Annotated in this window: 18 protein-coding genes; 3 read left to right on the top strand and 15 right to left on the bottom strand. The window is 49.2% G+C overall.

From position 1 onward, the window contains the following. Positions 1-43: 43 nt before the first annotated feature. The 4 genes from ACYVAM_RS25580 to ACYVAM_RS25565 all read right to left on the bottom strand — a co-directional run bounded on the left by ACYVAM_RS25580 (position 44) and on the right by ACYVAM_RS25565 (position 3,431). The gene (locus ACYVAM_RS25580; RefSeq protein WP_461072422.1) at positions 44-1,366 is read right to left on the bottom strand and encodes a tetratricopeptide repeat protein; all 1,323 of its coding nucleotides are present in this window, start codon (positions 1,364-1,366) and stop codon (positions 44-46) included. Beyond that, a complete protein-coding gene (locus tag ACYVAM_RS25575) occupies positions 1,363-2,256 on the bottom strand; it encodes a class I SAM-dependent methyltransferase (protein ID WP_461072420.1) in 894 nt (297 codons plus the stop codon). The genes ACYVAM_RS25580 and ACYVAM_RS25575 overlap by 4 nt, the downstream gene beginning before the upstream one ends. An 86-nt stretch (positions 2,257-2,342) precedes the next feature. Beyond that, positions 2,343-2,768, bottom strand: a complete 426-nt coding sequence (locus ACYVAM_RS25570) for an EVE domain-containing protein (protein ID WP_461072418.1) — start codon at positions 2,766-2,768, stop codon at positions 2,343-2,345. An 87-nt stretch (positions 2,769-2,855) separates the two neighbouring features. Further along, on the bottom strand, positions 2,856-3,431 hold the full coding sequence (locus ACYVAM_RS25565; protein WP_461072416.1) for a DinB family protein: 576 nt from the start codon (positions 3,429-3,431) through the stop codon (positions 2,856-2,858). Between the two features lie 374 nt (positions 3,432-3,805). On the opposite strand from ACYVAM_RS25565, the gene ACYVAM_RS25560 reads away from it, so the two are divergent. Beyond that, complete coding sequence (locus ACYVAM_RS25560) at positions 3,806-5,305, top strand: capsule assembly Wzi family protein (protein WP_461072414.1); 1,500 nt, start codon at positions 3,806-3,808, stop codon at positions 5,303-5,305. A gap of 90 nt (positions 5,306-5,395) precedes the next feature. Here the strand turns inward: ACYVAM_RS25560 and ACYVAM_RS25555 are convergent, their stop codons facing one another. The 9 genes from ACYVAM_RS25555 to ACYVAM_RS25515 all read right to left on the bottom strand — a co-directional run bounded on the left by ACYVAM_RS25555 (position 5,396) and on the right by ACYVAM_RS25515 (position 14,942). Then, positions 5,396-5,995 (bottom strand): CAP domain-containing protein, encoded by a 600-nt coding sequence (locus tag ACYVAM_RS25555; protein WP_461072412.1) that lies wholly within the window; start codon positions 5,993-5,995, stop codon positions 5,396-5,398. A gap of 215 nt (positions 5,996-6,210) precedes the next feature. After that, positions 6,211-6,915, bottom strand: a complete 705-nt coding sequence (locus ACYVAM_RS25550; RefSeq protein ID WP_461072410.1) for a SanA/YdcF family protein — start codon at positions 6,913-6,915, stop codon at positions 6,211-6,213. Positions 6,916-6,919: 4 nt separating this feature from the next. After that, positions 6,920-7,285, bottom strand: coding sequence for a VOC family protein (locus tag ACYVAM_RS25545; protein WP_461072408.1), 366 nt, complete (start codon positions 7,283-7,285; stop codon positions 6,920-6,922). Positions 7,286-7,330: 45 nt separating this feature from the next. Continuing rightward, a complete protein-coding gene (locus ACYVAM_RS25540) occupies positions 7,331-10,048 on the bottom strand; it encodes a DNA gyrase/topoisomerase IV subunit A (RefSeq protein WP_461072406.1) in 2,718 nt (905 codons plus the stop codon). A gap of 152 nt (positions 10,049-10,200) precedes the next feature. Beyond that, the gene (locus ACYVAM_RS25535; protein ID WP_461072404.1) at positions 10,201-11,133 is read right to left on the bottom strand and encodes a D-2-hydroxyacid dehydrogenase; all 933 of its coding nucleotides are present in this window, start codon (positions 11,131-11,133) and stop codon (positions 10,201-10,203) included. A gap of 108 nt (positions 11,134-11,241) precedes the next feature. Next, positions 11,242-12,534, bottom strand: a complete 1,293-nt coding sequence (locus ACYVAM_RS25530) for an acetylxylan esterase (RefSeq protein ID WP_461072402.1) — start codon at positions 12,532-12,534, stop codon at positions 11,242-11,244. Positions 12,535-12,606: 72 nt separating this feature from the next. After that, the gene (locus ACYVAM_RS25525) at positions 12,607-13,899 is read right to left on the bottom strand and encodes an Lnb N-terminal periplasmic domain-containing protein (protein ID WP_461072400.1); all 1,293 of its coding nucleotides are present in this window, start codon (positions 13,897-13,899) and stop codon (positions 12,607-12,609) included. Then, a complete protein-coding gene (rsmI, locus tag ACYVAM_RS25520; protein WP_461072398.1) occupies positions 13,859-14,593 on the bottom strand; it encodes a 16S rRNA (cytidine(1402)-2'-O)-methyltransferase in 735 nt (244 codons plus the stop codon). The genes ACYVAM_RS25525 and rsmI overlap by 41 nt, the downstream gene beginning before the upstream one ends. A gap of 115 nt (positions 14,594-14,708) precedes the next feature. Further along, a complete protein-coding gene (locus ACYVAM_RS25515) occupies positions 14,709-14,942 on the bottom strand; it encodes a 4a-hydroxytetrahydrobiopterin dehydratase (protein ID WP_461072396.1) in 234 nt (77 codons plus the stop codon). 691 nt (positions 14,943-15,633) lie between these two features. Here ACYVAM_RS25515 and ACYVAM_RS25510 point away from each other — a divergent pair. Together ACYVAM_RS25510 and ACYVAM_RS25505 are read left to right on the top strand one after the other, a co-directional pair. Further along, the gene (locus ACYVAM_RS25510) at positions 15,634-15,906 is read left to right on the top strand and encodes a DinB/UmuC family translesion DNA polymerase (RefSeq protein ID WP_461072394.1); all 273 of its coding nucleotides are present in this window, start codon (positions 15,634-15,636) and stop codon (positions 15,904-15,906) included. A 272-nt stretch (positions 15,907-16,178) separates the two neighbouring features. After that, the gene (locus tag ACYVAM_RS25505; protein ID WP_461072392.1) at positions 16,179-16,685 is read left to right on the top strand and encodes a hypothetical protein; all 507 of its coding nucleotides are present in this window, start codon (positions 16,179-16,181) and stop codon (positions 16,683-16,685) included. A gap of 137 nt (positions 16,686-16,822) precedes the next feature. On the opposite strand, the gene ACYVAM_RS25500 is transcribed toward ACYVAM_RS25505, so the two are convergent. Further along, positions 16,823-17,827: a S41 family peptidase gene (locus ACYVAM_RS25500; RefSeq protein ID WP_461072390.1), complete on the bottom strand. Its 1,005-nt coding sequence runs from the start codon at positions 17,825-17,827 to the stop codon at positions 16,823-16,825. Positions 17,828-17,875: 48 nt separating this feature from the next. Next, on the bottom strand, positions 17,876-18,715 hold the full coding sequence (locus ACYVAM_RS25495) for an alpha/beta fold hydrolase (protein ID WP_461072388.1): 840 nt from the start codon (positions 18,713-18,715) through the stop codon (positions 17,876-17,878). Positions 18,716-19,291: the final 576 nt, after the last annotated feature.

Here is a 19,291-nt window from a genome sequence, read left to right as displayed (position 1 = left end):
TACTTTAATGTATGATATACAATGGTGGCAGTTATATCATACATCAATTGATCGGTTTTACGGTTCGTTTGAGCGAATCGTCGGCATTCGTCGTTACTCTTGCTTTGGGCTGGATGGTCATGATACGAACACGGGTTGTATCGATCACCGTTCTGCTTCTCGCCTGAGCAATTGGTTTTGCCGCCGTATCCGGCAAAAATAAGGAGTTATATGAATTTTGTGCGTATTGTCTTCGTTGCGAACGCCATAAACCCGCAGCCGCCTGCTGATCGGTGGAGTTTTGCTGACTGGCTTTTGTGTAAGCCGCAATAGCTAAGTCATATTGTCCCATTTGTTCGTAGCAGTAACCAATGTACGTATCAATACGCGGAAACTGCGGCCTTAGTTGCTGTACACGCTTATAATTACCCAGTGCTTCGTAATAGTTCCGGTAGGTCTGGTTGATGAGTCCCACCTGGAAATAGGCCTGGTAATAGCCTGGCTGTATCGTCATCGTTTGTCGATAATACGTTAGTGCACTATCGAGTTGACCGACCGAATGATAGATCAATCCCCGGCCATAATAGAGCCGGGCATTGTTGGGAAAATAGCGTAGTGCCTGCTGGTTGTAGGCCAGTGCCGCATTCTGATCGCCTAGGGTTCTGTACACCGACGCTAGCTGATTATACGTTTCCAGATACCTGGGCTTCAACCGAAGCGACTGCTGATAGAGCGTGATCGCCTGGGCGGTATCCCCCTGCCGGGCGGCCATCAACCCGTTAAAAAAGTAAGCCTCTCCATCATAGGGAGCCATTTGCAGGGCTTTGGCGACGTAGAGTTTCGCTTTATCGAACTGGTTTTGCTGCTGTAGCAGATCGCCCTGTAACGTGTATAACTCGGGCGTGTCGACACCCAATATTTCCGCTCGCTGAGCGTTTTGCAACGCTTTGGCCGGTTGCTGTAAGGCCCGTAAAATCTGGGCACGCGTCAGGTAGTACGAACCGGCGTTGTCATTTCGGCTGATAGCCTCATCAATATCCGCCAGAGCTTCGTTCATCCGCCCCATGGCCAGTAAAATAGCGGCTCGCTTGGCATAGGCCGACGCAGGCGACGATTGGTTGATGGCTACCGTTAGCGCTCGTAAGGCCCCCTCCACCCGGCTGCTATCGCCCGGCTTAGGGAAATCGGGTATATGGGCCGTCTGTCGGTCGTCGCCCCCGCAAGACAGTAAAACAAGCGAAAGAGCTATACAAAGAGTGAAAGAGCGAAAGAAAGAAAGAGTTAAGGAAGAAAAAGAGCGAAAGGATAAATGAGCGAACGAGCGCATTTCGGAGGGGCCGAAACGCTCGTTCACTCGTTCACTCGTTCGCTCTATAATACTCTTCATGACGAAAATCGGTAAAACACGCCCAAAGGTAGCCGTTTTTGATGGCTGTCGGCCATATATAACTCCCCCCATTCCGGGTTGGGTACGGTACCGAAGATCTGCCCCATCAGGTTGTCCAGAATGAGCGACGAAAACCCTAATGAGTAGAGGTTGATGATAAAAAAGAAGTCCGTACGATCCAGCAGATCGGCACAGGATTTAAGCAGGTCGTTCAGGTGTTCCTCCAGCACCCACTTCTCCCCATCGGGGCCACGGCCGTAGGCCGGCGGATCAAGTATGATGCCATTGTAGCGATTGCCCCGCCGAACTTCCCGCCGAACAAACTTGACGGCATCTTCAACCACCCAGCGAATGTTATCCAGTTCGCTATAGTCCATATTTTCCCGGGCCCAACTGATCACGGGCTTTACGGCATCAACGTGGGTAACATCGGCACCCGCCTGGCGAGCCGCCAGCGAAGCCCCTCCCGTATAAGCAAACAGGTTGAGCACCTTAGGTCGGGGAACGTTGGCAGAAAGAGCCGTTACGCGGTCGTGAATGTATTGCCAGTTATTGGCCTGTTCCGGAAAAATCCCCACGTGTTTAAAGGTGGTCAGCGCCAGTTTGAATTTCAGCCGCAAGCCGCCCTGGTTGAAGGAAACATACCAGGGATCACGCATAGTGGTCGACGTCTGCCAGTCACCCCGCTCGGGTGACTGGCGGTCGCGCCGAAACGTGGCGTGGGCCAGCCGCTCCCAGTCGGTATCCGACAGTGATTTATCCCAAATGGCCTGGGGCTCAGGGCGGGACAGTACGAACTCGCCAAATCGTTCGAGTTTCTGAAAATTACCCGAATCGATCAATTCGTAGTCTGCCCAGGGTTCGGGCGTAATCAGTTGAATAGCTGTCATATTATTTTTTTAGTGACGAATTCAACGTGAAGAATAGTCTGAAAAAACTATGCTTCATTCGGCATTCATCACGCTTCATACATCCTTTAGCAGTCATCACTACGGTTCTGTCCCAGGTGCAGGATCAGTTCGAATTCGTCGACGCGGATGGGCATGACGGATAAGCGGGATTGTTTGATGAGGCTAATGTTGGCCAGCAACGGTTCGGCTTTAATTTGTGCCAGCGTAACGGGGCGGTTCAGGGCCATGACCGGTTCCAGCTCGATGGCGACCCAGCGGGCATCGTCGGGTATGGTTGGATCAGGATAATGCTCCCGCACGACAGACGCCAGGCCTACCACACTGGGCTTGGTCACGCTATGGTAAAACAAAACCTGATCACCCAGTTGCATGGCTTTCAGGTTGTTGCGGGCCTGGTAATTGCGCACGCCATCCCACACGGCGCGACCTTGTTCAAGAAAAGTAGTCCACCCGTATGTTTCGGGTTCCGATTTAACGAGCCAGTAATTCAAAGAGTGAATGAGTGAAAGAGCGTATGAATGCACGAGTGACTGAGTGCTGGCGTACTCACGTTCGCTCGTTCACTCAGTCACTCTTTATCAATAATAATCGTCGTGTTCGCTGCTGCTGCCGAAAGGGGAACCGTATTCGTCGACGTCATCGTCTTCGTAGCGGGAGCTGTTTCCTTTCTGCCCCAGGGCCTTTTGCATAATCATGATCTGACCCGTATGGTACATGTCGTGGTTGATAATCCCATGCAGCATATCATAATACGTATAGTCACGACCGGGCACAATATCTTCCAGGAACTCGTCGTCGTCGCGTTTGTCGAGTTCATTAATAAGTTCTTCCTGACTCAGGCTCAACTCCATTTCAAGGGCTTCCCACTCAAAATCATCAATTTTATCGGGCAGGGCACCAAAATTTTTGCCTGGAGTTACAATATCAAACAGTTCATCACCCTGCATCTTTTTAACGCAGAAGATCCGCCAGCTGGTCATGTGAAAAACCAGTTCGGCAATGCTGTGCGTGTTCGGAGAAATCCGGCGCCCAGCCATATCCGGGGTTACACCTCTCAATACATCAACGACCGATGGACCATGCCAGGCTTCTTCACCTTCATAGGTCGTATTTAGTAAATCAATGATGCGGATGAGTTCATCGTTAGGGATCATAAGTAATTGGGTAGTAGCCTTTACAACTCAATAAGGGCGTAACGTATACGCCCGATACAAGTCAGCAACGTAAGTCTTTTTGGGTAAACAAGCGGTCTAAAACGTTCATTTAATTTCGTCAGGCAACAAAGGTTCTCGGTACTACCGACGTCCGATTGCAAACGCTGAACGAAACAACAAAGGTAAGGTAATATCTCAGGGCTTCCGAAAACCAGGAACCACTTTTTATTTCACAACAAGCGTTAGACGCCTTCCATTCGCGTAAAACGGAAAATAGACTGGCATGTTTTATGTAATGAGCAAACTACTAAACCTCCACCAATTTATACGTGACCAACCAACAAGCACACGGTCGGAAGGATTAAAGCAAGTTTATGGTAAACCCCCACCTTGTCCGTCTACTGGTCATCTACCTGGCCGCTGTCTCCAACTGCCTGGGGCAGACGCTCAAGCCAGTTCGGTACGGTACCGAACTGGGCAGTTATTTTGCCACCTCCGGTGAAACCCCCTTCTGGTTACGAGCCAATCAATATGGCATTGTTCCCCGCGAAGCTGCACTAATGACCCTGCGCCACGCGATGCGGGTCGACTACCATGATACACCCAAAACAAAACTCGACAGTTTGCGGGCGGTCAATCGGCGGGTCGATTGGGGCTGGGGAGCGGAGGCCGTATTGAATGCAGGCTATAACGTCAAGCTGCTGATTCCGGAAGCCTATGTCAAAGTAAAGTTTGGTAAAGGGCTGGAAGTCTGGGCGGGGCGCCGTCGGGAAATTATCGGCCTGGTCGATTCAACGCTTACCTCGGGCTCCTACGCCTGGTCGGGCAACACCCTGCCTATGCTGAAAATTCAGCTCGCTATTCCGGACTATCTACCCAGAAACAGCCTGTTTGGGTTTAAAGGGTTTTATGCACACGGCTGGTTTGAAGAAGATCGGTTCATTAAAAACATACTATTACACCAGAAAGCGCTATACGGCCGATTTGGTAAACCACACTGGCGGCTCAAATTGTATGGCGGCATCAATCACCAGGTTATGTGGGGCGGCAATACGGAACGACTCCCTGGCTCGGTTATCAAAAATAATCAGTTGCCCAACCGGTTCAGTGACTACATCGACGTTATTACGGCCAGCTCGCTTGGGAATCGAACCGATCTCGACACCAATCGGATTAGCTCGTTTGACCGCGAAAACCGCATCGGGAATCATCTGGGCACGGTCGACCTGGGGTTTGAGTATACTGGGCGACGTTTTTCCGTTTTTGCGTATCGACAGAGCATTTATGAAGATGGATCGCTTTTTTACCTGATCAACATCAGCGACGGTTTAAATGGTCTGCGCATCCGTAACCGACGGCCCCTCAATCCAAATGGCGTTCAGATCCAATCGATTCTCTTCGAATACCTGAATACCGAGAGCCAGGGCGGGGCTTTATTTCTGGAAAAAGCCTCCCAACGAGGCCGTGACAACTATTTCAACCATTCACAGTACCAGGATGGCTGGTCGCGGTTTGGCCTGACGATGGGAACGCCCTTCATTACGCCCTCCACCGATAGTCAAAGCAACTTACCCAAATACGGGTTCACCAACAACAATCGGGTCTCGGTTATGCACATTGGCCTTTCGGGGCAGGCCTATGATTTTTTACGCTTCCAATTGAAAGCGTCATATAGCGAAAACCTGGGCACCTATGAAGTTCCTTTCGGCCATAGCGTACGTCAGTTTTCGTCAGCGCTCAGCCTGTCAGCTCCCCTACCCATTTTGAACGGTATAACAGCAAATGCAGCCATTGCCACCGACATTGGCGACCTTTATGCCAATAGCGTTGGCTTCTATGTCGGCATTCGTAAGGAAGGCCAAAGCCGAAAATGAGAACAATACCCAGTCAACCGAACTCGCGGTTTGTGTAGATTACGCCAATAAGTGCGGGATATACCCGGTCAATTATTGGACGTACTCGCTTTACCGGCGGGTGCCAAAATCCGTTACCCAGTAGGCTTTATAGGTGCTGGTAGCGCTGTAGCCGTAGCCCACGCCTACGTTCTTGAAGTTTGCACTCATGATGTTGGCACAATGCCCGGGCGACTTGAGCCAGCCATCGACAACCGCCCGCGTCGTGGTGTAGCCAGCTGCAATGTTTTCGCCAGCCGCCCGCCACACATACCCCTCGCGGGTCATACGGTCCCAGGGCTGTGAACCGTCGCGACCGGTATGACTGAAGTAATTGTAGGTCGCCAGATCTACCGCAAATTTATCCGACGCAGCATTGAGTTGCGCATCGAGCGTCAGCGCCGGAACAGCGGGATAAACGGTCGTTCCACATTGACACGGTTTCGATCGGGCCTGATTTATGTAGGTGAGCACCTCCTGCTGTTGGGTAGACGTTGCCAGGGCGGCCCGGGCACCTGCCAGATTTGGCGTTGTGGCGCTTGTGGCGGCTCCTGCTTCTTTGTAAACGGACGACGAAACCGGTGCGGGCGTCTGGGTAGTTTCCTGATCTGACTGACAGGAGGCCATCGCTCCCAATAAGGCGGCTAAGCCTACTAAGTACGTAAGTTTCATAAAGGGAATTCGGACTTGATTTGTTGATTAAACGGTATCCTATCCTTGCTTATTGTAAACTTTACGCCAATTTATTCCATTTTTATTAACCCTTTCGAGTAAACAGAAACAAACAACGACGACTGATCGGTCCTAACAAACGAACGTATTTTTACCTATGGCAACCAGCCATAGGGCCTACGCAGACTGTGAACCAGATTGAACCGAAAAAAGAGTCAGGAATTGCGCTTGCGTTCCCAATTTCCCTTTTCGGGCTGGGGGCGAATCAGGTACACGTCGAGCAACGCATACGGGCGGGCGAGGTATTCCCGGATCAGGGTACGAAGTGAGTAGCCATCAGGTACGTCCTGAGCAGCAAAGGCAATCGCTTCCATGCCTTCGTGATTACCAATATAGAGGGCGCGGGCGTTGTGGAAATTCTGCGAGATAATGGTGATTTTTTCCTGATTGAATACGTCTTTACACCGAACAACCGAATCGAACGTTCGATACCCGGCATAGTCGAGGGTCATGACTGAAGCCGGAACGCCTAATTTGACCAGGGCGCGTTGCATGTCTACCGGCTCATTGTAGTATTCCGAGTCGTTATTGCCACTTAGAATCAGGTACTTTACCTTGCCTTCTTTCCAAAGCCGGGCCGTCGCTTCCATTCGGTAGCGAAAAAATAAATTTTCTTTCCCCGTTCGAACAAACTTACTGGTACCAAGAACAAGGCCAACATCATTGGCCGGTAGCTCGTGTATATTAAAATAAATTTGATTGCGTGTATTGTACACCACCCACCAGTTACTCACCAACACAATCGTTGCGCCCGAAAAAATCACAACAATTGTCAGTTTAATGACCCACTTGACCACGCGAATACCGACCGCTTCACGCGGTTGGCCATTGCTATAATCGGTAGCCAGGGTCGTGTTCATTTAATCAACGATTAAAATGCGGATTCTCAATCAATCCAATCACATTACCAAATGGGTCTACTAGGCTGGCAACAAGAATATCGTCGCCTACGTTCTGGACTGGGGCATGCATCTGCGCCCCAATCGCCAGAAAATGCTGCACCGAACCGTCCAGGCTGGCAACACCCCAATACGTGAGTGTGCTGCCAGCAACGAGTTGCGTGTTCGGATCCAGGCCCAATTCGTAGCCGCCAACGCTGAAGCCTACATAATACGGCTCGTCAAAATACGGGTCAATACCCAATGCTTTTATATACCACGCTTTCGCCTGAGCCAGGTCAGGAGCAGCGTAAATCACTGTTCGAAGGCCTAAAAGTTTCGTATTTACCATATTCGTTAGCAAAATGGCACACCACTGGATTCGTTCGTCTGCAGATCAGGAAAACAAGCCTAACTGCACCGATTCTTTTTCCTCGGGTTCCGTTGGAACCAGCGCCACAGGCTCAACAACGGGCGCTGGTTTAGCGGATTCTTTCACAATCTTCGGCGGCAATAATTTAACTTCTTTTACCTTGGCAAAGGGCAGTTTATTTCCCAGTGCCTTCCAGCCACGTACATCGATAAACCCTTCCGGCTCCAGCACCATCGACTCAAACGGGCCGCGATCTTTTACCTGGTGAACAATCTCGATGCGCGGGTACCGGTCATTGGTGATAACCAGGCTCTTCGAGCCTTTTACATCGCCAATAAAGCTGAATTTCTTATCCAGCGATGTCGTTTCGACTTTAAACCGCTTCACGTACCAGGCTTTCTGGTTGGCTTCGTAGTAAACGGCCGACAGCACCGTTTCAGGGTCAAACTTCTGCAGCAGAGCCACATCGTTTGGTTCATACCGATTGGTCAGGTCAAAACTCGTCAATTCATACTGTCCATCTTTGTACACGACCAGGATGCTGTCTTTCGCATCGAAGTTACCCAGCAACCGTCCCCGTTCGTCGCGGTTAAGCCGCCCAAGGTGCTCATCGTACCAGATATCGACCCCACCGAGGGTCGACACGCCCCCCGATTTCTGGGTAATTTTCCGAACCGGGTATTTGGTCAGAATATTTCCCTGCGCCGACCGGTTCTTGATACCGACTGACGCAAAGTCATAGTCGAACTGTTTTATTTTTGCCGTACACTGGGCCGTCAGGTTAATCGTAATGACCTCGGCTTCGCCATTGTCGTTGGCGCTGAAATAGGTCATCTTCGATTTCGGATTTCCCATGGTCAGGTCATATTCCCGGTCGCGGGTAACGCCCGTAACGGGGAACCGTTTCGCCATGGATATGCCCGACTTACCGTCTAAATAAACCAGGTTATAAATCTTACGCTCGTCGTTCTTCTTAAACACCGAAACGTGTACAATATCCTTGCCGACAAATACTTTTTCTGCAATTTTCACCACCATGCACTTGCCATCACGCCGGAAAACGATGATGTCGTCAATGTCGGAACAATCGCTCACGTACTCGTCCTTTTTGAGCCCGTAGCCAATGAATCCGCCTTCCCGATCGACGTACAGTTTCTGGTTGGCAGCGGCCACTACGCTGGCGGCAATCGTATTGAACGCCCGGATCTCCGTTTTACGCTCACGACCTTTGCCGTACTTCTTCTGCAAATCCTTGTAATAGGCAATGGCAAAACGGGTAATATTGGCTAGGTTATCCTCCGTTTCGGCCAACTCCTGCTCCAGCCGGCGCATCAGCTCCTCGGCCTTGAACCCGTCATATTTCGAAATCCGCTTGATTTTTATCTCCGTCAGGCGAATGATGTCGTCTTCGGTTATCGTGCGGTAAAACAGCTTTTTATGGGGTTTGAGGGCTTTATCGATGGTGGCGATAACATCCTCAAACGTTTCGCACTCTTCAATTTTCCGGTAAATCCGGTTCTCGATAAATATCTTTTCGAGCGAACTGTACAACAATCGCTCCATCAACTCACTACGCCGGATCTCCAGTTCGCGTTGCAACAACTGAACCGTTTGGTGGGTGTTGACGCGCAGAATGTCCGTTACGCTCACGAAATGCGGCTTATCACCGATAATGACGCAGGCATTGGGCGAAATGGAGACTTCGCAGTCCGTGAAGGCATACAGGGCGTCGATAGACACATCCGGGGAAACGCCCGGCTGTAGATGCACCAGAATCTCGACGTCTTTGGCGGTATTGTCGACCACGGCCGCTGTGGTTCGGTTGGGTGCCTTGATGCGGATTTTCCCCAGCTCGGCCGCCTTCACGATGGAATCGATCAATTGTGGAGTTGTTACGCCAAACGGCACATCGCGGATGGCGAGCGTTTTCTTATCGACCTCCTCGATCTTGGCCCGAACCCGAACCTTACCGCCCCGGTGTCCGTCGTTGTAGTTGCTGACGTCGATGTGTCCACCCGTCTGAAAGTCGGGAAAGAGCGATACGGGCTTATCCTTCAAAATATTGATGGAAGCCTCGATCAGTTCATTGAAATTATGGGGCAGAATTTTGGTCGACAACCCAACGGCGATGCCCTCTACACCCTGCGCCAGCAAGAGTGGAAACTTAACGGGTAAGGTAATGGGCTCCCGTTTGCGGCCATCATACGACAACTGCCATTCGGTGGTTTTGTCGTTGTAGATAGCATCCTGTGCAAACTTGGACAGCCGCACCTCGATATAGCGGGGGGCAGCGGCTCCATCGCCCGTCCGGACGTCGCCCCAGCTCCCCTGTGTGTCGAACAGGAGTTCTTTTTGACCAATATTGACCAACGCTTCCCCAATGGAGGCATCGCCATGCGGGTGAAACTGCATGGTTTGCCCGATCACGTTGGCTACTTTGTTGAAGCGACCGTCATCCATTTCTTTCAGGGCATGCAGAATCCGGCGCTGAACGGGTTTCAGCCCATCCTCTACCGCTGGCACGGCCCGTTCGAGAATAACGTAGGAAGCGTAATCCAGAAAGTAATTTTCATACAAGCCCGCCACCACCGTCTGGTCGTGCAGGACTTCTTTAGCTGGGGTATCTGTTGGCTCGTCGTCCGGTTCGAGGGCGCTGGTCAGCTCGGCTCCATCATCAGGTAACCCTGCTTCAGGCTGCTGGCTATCGTCGTCTAGCGGCTGTTCATTTTCTTCGTTTATCATTGACGTGTTTCAAGAACTATTCCAGTGGATAAGTACACAGTGTTAACGAACTTATGTCATCTCATTCGGCTCCTTAAATATACAAAGAAAACTTGAAAAATGGGCATTCTGACCGTTAAAAGGCAATTCAAGTCTGAAAATTTCACGAAAATCTAATAGCCTCTCCCCAGTTCGACGGCATTCTCCAGCGGCTGTCCCGCCCGGAATCGGGCCAGGTTACGCAGGAACTGATCGACCTTGCCTCCATCTTCGTCGGGCTGCCCGCCCCCCGTGTGCTGGGTCAGCAGAACATTCGGCAACCCCCACAGTGGACTATCGGCAGGCAGTGGCTCCTGGGCCGTTACATCGAGTACGGCAGCCCCCAGCTGACCCGATTGTAACGCACGAATCAGGGCAGGCTCATCGGTTGTCGTACCGCGTCCGACGTTGGCATACAGGCTCCCCGGTTTCATGGCCGCAATCACCTCCGCCGACACAAAGCCCGTAGCGGTTCCAGGCAGGCAGTTGACAACAATATCCGTTTGGGGTAGTATAGCGATGAGTTCCTCAGCCGAGTGCAGATCGGCCTGCGGGTCGGTGCGGGCCAGCATCTTCGTTGTACAGCCAAACCCGCTCATCATCTGCCGAACAGCCTGCCCAATCGTACCCGTCCCGAGAATAACTACCTGTTTTTGCCAAAGCAGGTTTGTCCGGGCGCGAATGGGTGCGCCAACCCAGTGCGATTTGCTTTGCAAGAGAGTCAGTTCGGGAATAGCCCGGTACACCGCCAGAATACCAGCCAGCATGGTTTCGGCACAGGGACGGGCGAAATAATCGCCCATGTTGGCAATGGAAGCCTGAACCCGAATGGTTTTAAATCCATCGAAGCCCGCTGAATCCAGTTGCCAGAAGGCCATTTTAGGAGCCCTATCGCCAAACCACGCAACCGGCGGGTTCCCCAGCACAAAATCTGCCGATTGGAAAGCGGCCTGCTGATCGGCCTCGGGTAAATCGTGCCGAAAAACGACGGTTACATCGGCTGGAATGTTTTCCTGTAAGCTGGTTTTAAGCGCATCGCTGAGCGCAGGGTTGACGAAGAGTTGCATGAAATAAGTACGAAATTTTTACGAATTTGGTTGCCTGTATACCGTAGTGGTGTAGCCTGGCGGACCCGAGGTTGAACTGCCGCACCACCACGTTGTACAGGCAACACCTTACTTCACCCCTTTCAACTGACCAAGCAACCAGCTGGTCATTTTCTCGGTTTGTTCGGGATACGTCCAGTGACCGGTATCCTGAGTAATATCAAGCGTTTTAGAACCCGGAATCAGGTTATAAGCCGCATACATGGACGTTGGCGGGCAGGTTTCATCATTGAACCCCCAGGAATAATACCCAGGAACGTTCACCTGCCTTGCAAAGTTAACCACGTCATAATAGCCCGTTGTTTTAATGCGGTCGGGTTTAATGTTGTAGGCCAGGTCATTGCCCGTAAACAGATGGGGCCAGCCGCCCGCCCGGCCATGCAGATAACCAGTTACGTCGCACAGGGCCGGGTAATAGGCGCCAACCCATTTTATTCTGGAATCCAGACCTGCCGTAACGATACTGAGCGCTCCGCCCTGGCTTCCGCCCGTAACGGCCATATTCTGCCCATCGTACTGGGGCATGCCGGCCAGGAAATCCACCGCCCGAACACAACCCAGATACACCCGTTTGTAATAATACCGATCCCGATCGTCCAGATTAGCGGCCGGATAACCAGCGAGCGCTCCCCGGCTAAGGTTTTCATAAACCACAGGCTCCATCGTTACCGGAACCCCATGAATGCCCACTTCCAGGGTGATGAACCCCTTGTCGGCTTCCGTAATCATGCCGTAGTAGGGACGAACTCCCGCGCCGGGCACCCGCAGAATGGCGGGATATTTTCCTTCCTTTTTGGGGACGCATAAAATCCCGTAGAACCGGGAGTTGTTGATGTTCTGCAGGTTGAGCTGATAGACATTCGTCAATTCGGTGCAGCGCTCGGGCAACAATATCATGCGGGCATCCATAGGCACTTTCGCCAGATCGGCCTTCGCGTTGTCCCAGAATGCCTTAAAATCATCCGGATTGGCAACGGTCGGCTTGATGCTCTGCGGATCGAACCCGGCGGTTGTCAGGCCCCGGTATTCTTTTCCATCCACTTCAGCCGTTGCAATACACCGCAGGAACCCTGCCGTTTTCATCGTGCCAGCATCCAGCGCCAGGGTTCCATCCTTCAGCGTAACGGTTTCTTTTCGGGTGGGCGTCATCTTCTCCGGCCCGATTTCATAGCGGAGTCTGGCTCCTTTCAGCAGCACATTACTTCGGTAAACCGAGATCGTAAATTTGACCGCTTCACCAGGCTTATACAGCCAGTCGGCATGATCGGGGGTGACAATGACTTTAACGAGCCGTTCGACCGGCTGAGCCAGCGCGTTGGTGACCCAGATCAGCAGCAGGCTGGGTACTAGTAGTTTTTTCATGGATTGTAGAGCAACATTTTGTTCTATAATCCAGACAAAGCACCTTTTACCGGGTTTATAACCAAACAGATTTTACGCAACCCGCATCGGACTTTGCTGCCCCCGACGAGTGGGCTGCAAGTTGACAATGCACCGAACGAGCAAAGTCAGCGGAAACACCACATCAAAGCCCCCTGGTATTGTTGACAGAAACATGCCGAAAACAGCCAGAATGGCCGTAATGGTGAAATAGAGCGTCCGACGCCGGGCGGTGGCCGTTGACCCCGTTGCCCAGTAAATCAAGGGTAAGTGCAGCGGCATCAGGTAAAGCAGGGTCGGGTTCCAGCCCGTCACGCCATCATCGCGCATGATCCAGAGCAGGAGCAGAAACCAGCCCATAAACCCGCAAATCCCGAACAGGAGCCGGTCGAGCCAGCGATCAACTTTGCCCGCCACCAAATAACGCCGGATCGTAAAGAGAGCAATGACAACGCCCAGAATACCAAACACAACATTTGGGTCAACCAGCAAAGGCACCTGTTGGCGGAACGTCTTCTGGGCCGAAAATAGCGTCTGCTCGCCCCGAACCAGGGGTATCCACTGCCCATTTGCCTGCCGTACGGTTGCCCGGGCCAGTTGATCGTGTACCTGATCGGGCAAATACATAGCCTTCCAGCCATCGGTCTGCTCGTCGGCGGGACGGCCAATGGCCAGGTTCATGCCTAACTGGTACCAGGGTTGCTCATTCAGGTAATCGTTCATCCAATCGCGGTACGATTTCCCCGTCATGCGCGAACGCGAGGGTATCAGCAGACTATCGCCACAGGCATCGGCAATCATATCGCGGGGACGGGTCGCGCAGTTATCGTAGTAGAATTTATAGCGGTATGTCCGGTTTTCGGGTAAGTAATTCGTTTCCAGCGCCGTAAACAGCCGTTGCCGCTGCGTGGGCGACAGATTCAGGTACTGTTCCCGAATGCTCCGGTTCGTCTGCTGGTAATAGTACATGACCTGATACAGATTATGTACCGTCACAAAATAAGGCAGGGTACCCCGTAAAAATTTCAGGATAAATGAATCGGCGTTGTAATCGAATCCACCATAACTATAATCCCGATCAAGGCCCAGCACCGGGTCAACGAACCGAATTTCGGTATGCCCAAACGCCGAAGAGATGTCGTCAGTCCCCGGCCCATAAGTAATCAGGCTGACCTGTGCCGATGGCGAAAGGGTCTGGCTGAATGATGACTGATGACTGATGAAGGATGCATATAGGACCAGCAACAGGCTATAGAGCCATTTTCGGCCCCGTGTCCCGTGTCGATTCTCCCCAAAACCCTGCCCGCTAGTCCTCATCTTCGTCGGCATCGTCCGCGTCGTTATCATATACTCGTTTGGCCTTGCCGCGACTTGGTTCTTTTCCCTGTACGCAAATGACAATTTCACCTTTTATCGTTTTATGAGCAAAATAAGCAATTAGTTCGGACAAAGGACCGCGTTGATTTTCCTCAAATAGTTTGGTCAGCTCACGCGAAACGCTGGCAGGTCGTTCCGGGCCGAAGACCTCCGTAAACTGCTGAAGGGTTTTGAGCAGTCGATGGGGCGACTCATAAAACACCATGGTTCGCTCCTCCCCGGCCAGTTCGGACAGCCGGGTCTGCCGCCCTTTCTTGTGCGGAAGGAATCCTTCGAATGTAAATCGGTCATTAGGCAATCCCGAATTGACCAACGCGGGCACAAACGCCGTTGGGCCCGGCAGGCACTCGACCGGAATGTCGTTTTTGATGCACTCACGGACCAGCAGAAAGCCAGGATCGGAGATGCCGGGCGTACCCGCGTCCGACACCAGCGCCAGCGTTTTGCCTTCTTTCAGCTGATTCACCAACCGTTGCACGGTCTGATGTTCATTGAAAATATGGTAGCTGTGGAGGGGTTTGCTGATGGATAGATGCCGCAATAACACACCCGATGTCCGGGTATCTTCGGCCAGAATGGAATCGACACCTTGCAGGACTTTAATGGCCCGGAGTGTTATATCGTCAAGATTACCGATGGGAGTCGGCACGAGGTACAATTTCATGCCGCAAGATAGTTTACAGATTTCAGTTTACGGTCTGTAGCGGTCCGTCGCTACGGCTGTCGGCCTGCATCGGCGGACCGCAGAAGCCGCATTGCAGCAACTAGATCAGTACACCTCAACCGATTAGTTTATCAATGGCAGCGGCCAGCGTATGATCTTTTTGGGTTACGGTATTACCCGCATCATGGGTCGATAAGTTGATCGTCACCTGATTATACACGTTCGACCACCAGGGATGGTGATTCATTTTCTCCGCCACAAGCGCCACCCGGGTCATAAAGGCAAACGCTTCACTAAAATCGGCAAACTGAAAATCACGGGTGAGTTTATTATCCTGCTCCTGCCACATATAAGTTGGTCGTTGATGGTTCTATAGCTAGATAACGCCTACAGCATTGGCATATGTTAAGTCCAGAAATCGCTGTGCAAGGCTGATTATAGGCGCTATATAGGATTTCTGACGGTATCTACACTCTTTTAAACAAAAAACTTTTATAAATGTGCATTTTTTATGTTCAATTAAAAACCAAAATAATTCTATATACGTATATAGTAGCAGGTATAGTTTTATGGGTGATTTATACAAATGCCGGGCGAATTTGCCCGGCATTTGTATTTATAAACGAACGGGGAAGTTTACCCTTAACCGATCTATCCGACCGCATTCCAGAACATACGCGTGACAAAACAGATAAGTCCACAAATGTTTTTGTGGTCGTGGCCTCAGCTTGTTACCGTTTCCCACCTGTACACATTCCAGGCGTGCTTCTTTAACCACTTGGACACCCCTAAAAAAAGAAGTCCGCAAATAAATTTGCGGACTTCTAATGCAGAGAGATCATGACCGTGAATGGGCTTCGCTTAGTGCATGAACTGAGAGTCTTTCCCTGCCGTATGCTGGATGTGGGGCAACCCCCAAAGAAAGCCATCATCACTGCGCCAAGCTTTGGACGGTTGATCCCAGACCTGAAGACAATTACAGAGGCTTTGACCACCTATCTGGGGAAGGCCAGTGAAAAGCTTAGAAAACAGGACTCAATGTGATTACGTTACCTCATCCCACAGCTAGTATTACCGAGCTTGTTCAATACGCCGAAACGGCCCTGAAGTCTATTTTTCAGTTTGGGTATGCTTATCAGGAAGTAGGCGTCATCCTTTCGGGTTTCGTTCCAAGCGACTACAGGCAAAAGGAAATTTTCACTGATAGCCCCGATGAGCGCCTGATTATGCTTTCTTCTGTTATGGACCGGCTCAATCAGCGGCATGGGCGGGGAACGATTCAACTGGCCAATCAGAGCTTTAGCCCTGACTAGGAGCATAACCGTAAGTTTCTTTCTCCCTGCTACACGACCAAGTGGAGTGAAATTCTCAATGTTCGCTAAGGATAGTTAATTAGCAGGAATGCTTATCTCCCAGCCACGTTCGAAAATGAAGTATTTTATGATTGATCGTGCGGTAAAAATGCCTTTCACAGCCTACTTGTCAAGAAACATGACCATTTTTCGACCTAGTCTATTTGACTAGGTTACACCAAAAATTGTACATTTACCGGCTAGGTTAACATAATGCCACTTACATAACAGAAATGGAAAATCAGATTCTGTTTATTGAGAAACAATACTTTCGCCAATTTCTGGTCATTGGCTTACTAGCATTTGTCAACTTATTTTTCGCGGTTGGCTTTATTCAGCAAATTGTCTTAGGCTATCCTTTTGGGACTAAATCCGCTCCCGATACCGTTTTAATTTTATTTCTCATCGGGACTTGGCTATTGACCTATTTCATGTTAAAGGCTAATCTAACGACGACAATCAGCAGCGAGGGAGTTTCTTATCAATTTAGCCCCTTTCAGCGAAAGCCTAAATTGATTGCTTGGCATGAAATGAAAACCTGTTATATCAGAAAGTATAGTCCTCTAAAAGAATATGGGGGGTGGGGTTATCGAAACTATCCTAAAAATAGTGCTTATACAACTTCAGGCATTGAGGGTATTCAGCTGGTGCTTAAAAGTGGCGATTTCATTTTGATAGGTACAAATAAGAGTGCTCAGGCTCGAGCAGTTATCAATTCAATCTATGAGGTTACGAATTAACCTTTTTCCAAGAAATCTGTTTTTCAAAGATTAGCTTGAATTCTAACGTTACTCCCTTTACATAATCCTAGTTATACAACGGGTCTAGGATAAGTACAAACTTGCTGTGAATTGGTATATTGCACTTTATCAATATCTCAATTTTGCTTCAGCCAATTGACAGCTTGCTTAACTTTTTCATCTTGCCGAATATTGTTGAAGGAGTCATAACTTGTAACAGATATATCGGGTTTAAAAGCGTTTTTATAAATTATACCTCGTCTATCTCTTCCATATGATGTGGAGAGTAAAATTTGGGTAGCTTCATTGACTGGGAAACCTTCAATACCAGTAACAAAGCCTGCTGTTTCTGTACCTACCAAAACCGTTTTAGGTCTCCCTCTAAAAGCAATAAGAAGAAATTCGGCTGAGCTTCCTGTTGGAGGACTTATTATAAATGCTACTGGAATTGTCTGACCATTGATAGCACATTTTGGCTTTATACTCGCTAGTATAGTGGTATCAAAAGAGAAATTACTTTCGGTTAAAAACCACCGCTCACTTTTCTGGGATTGGAATGAGCCAATTTGTCCTTTCTCCAAAAGCTGCTGAACGCCTAAAATCATTGGGTACATAGCTCCCCCACCGTTCAACCGTAAATCAATGACTAATCCCTTTACGTTTCTTTGTAGTAAATTACATAGACTATCGTTTAGCTCTTGAGCTTTACGGTCAGAACCGATTTTACCTGAAAACTGCATTCCCGGAATTCGCAAATACCCTATATTATTTTCCAATAGTTCGATCTTAAGCCCTGCTCCTTTTTTCCACTCATTCATTATTGAATCCGATACAACTGGTTCATGATATCGCCACCGAAATGTGCTGTCTTTGTAATAAAAAGCACCGTGGTAATCATCGACCATTCTATAAAGATCTCGTATAACAGGTCCCAATTGATAAGGGCTTGTCACTAACTTAGCTTGATTGAGTGCTCGTTTTTTTGCCTTTTTCCAGTTAACTAATTTAGCATTAACCGAATGCTGCTTCATAATATCGATAGTAGTATTGATTATAAATTGAACTTCTTTGGATTGGCCATTAGCTACCCCGCTGAACGAAATAAATAGAACACAAGTAAGTAACTTTAGTATATTCTGCATAGCATACTAGACTGTTGTATAAATGGCATTATTTTAAGTAAGAGACATCTATTGATTAATTGAGCGAATAAATGCGTTGCTGATCGAAAAAAACTGAGTAGGGTCATTCAGCCAAGGATCATGACCTGCCTCCTCAATGGTATGCCATTCAACCACAGGAAACAACTTAGCGTAGTGATCGGCCCAATCCCAGTGAGCTGTGCGAGTTCCATTAAAGAGTAGTATGGGCACCGAGACTTGTCTTAAACAGTCGGAGGCAGGTGCGGACCGGCTGCTGGTGCGGGTTTCACTTTGAGGACTACCTCTAAAATATTCCAACTCTTTAGCAATTTGTATGGTACCCTGCTTCAAGTTGCCTTTCTCAGTTAGTTCACGAATAATGCGTGATTCATAGATGTTTCCCTTAACAGATTTAGGATGACTCAAGAGATGAAATGGCTTATAGAGTTCATCTTTCCCTTCCCAAGGATAAACGCCGGTCAAAATCAGGCCCTGTACGTCTTTAGGATAACAGTAGGCGTATAAAATAGCTAATGTACTCCCCCAAGATGAACCAGCTATAATGACTTTCTGCTGGTTAGCCAATGCTTGAATGAGTTGTTTTAAATCAGCTACATGGTCTTGCCAACGGTACGAACTGGCCGTATCGCTTTTACCAACTCCCCGTTGGTCATAATAAATGACAGTAGCTTGCTGAGTGAGACTATCAAATTCGGGTCGTAGGTACTTATGTTGAACAGCAGGTCCCCCATGTAGGACAATAACAATCGGTTTTAAATGACCAATTTTCCAATAAGCAATCTTAGGGTTCTGACTGACAAAACCATCTTGTGCCCAGCTAGAAATTGTTAAACAAGCGAGGAGTATGAAGACTGTTAATGTTTTCATTTCACAGGTTTCTCATTTGTTGTGTAATCAAACTTTATGTTAACCCCGAAGCTGTTTTTGGCGGTCCTTTACTCGTAGTAGGCGGGCTCAATCTACAGAAATTCCATTAACATAATATTGGCTATCCTTCTTCCCTTTCCAAGTTATAATCCGGCCTGTTCTCCTTGCTCATACAGGTTGATTGACCTTAGAATAATTCATTAAAATAAGATTTTTTATGCAATTACACTAAGAAAAGTGCAAAAGTAATCCTTTGTCTAGTTCTCCCTGAACGCTCCTAAAAATGACACATTGAATCGTCTTCATAAGGTCAAGTAACGGATTTTGTACGGACCGGCAAAGTGACCCTATAATCAGTACATCCGTGACTTTAGAACTGATAACCCTGGGGCCTCCTTGCAGGAGGCTATTGGCTATTGGAAGGTAAAACAGAATAAACTAGGCAATAATGTACGTCGTCAACCGAAAGTGGACAGATGCGGGTGAAAAGAGATGAGACGGTTTTAACCGCTTTGTACTCGCTGAAAAATATGACTTTTCCGTCGTTTGAGCATCGATAACTGCTTAGTTTTTTGC

Source organism: Spirosoma horti (genome assembly GCF_054776595.1).
Note: the sequence above shows the minus strand (reverse complement) of the source record. Positions and strands in the feature narration are given on the sequence as shown.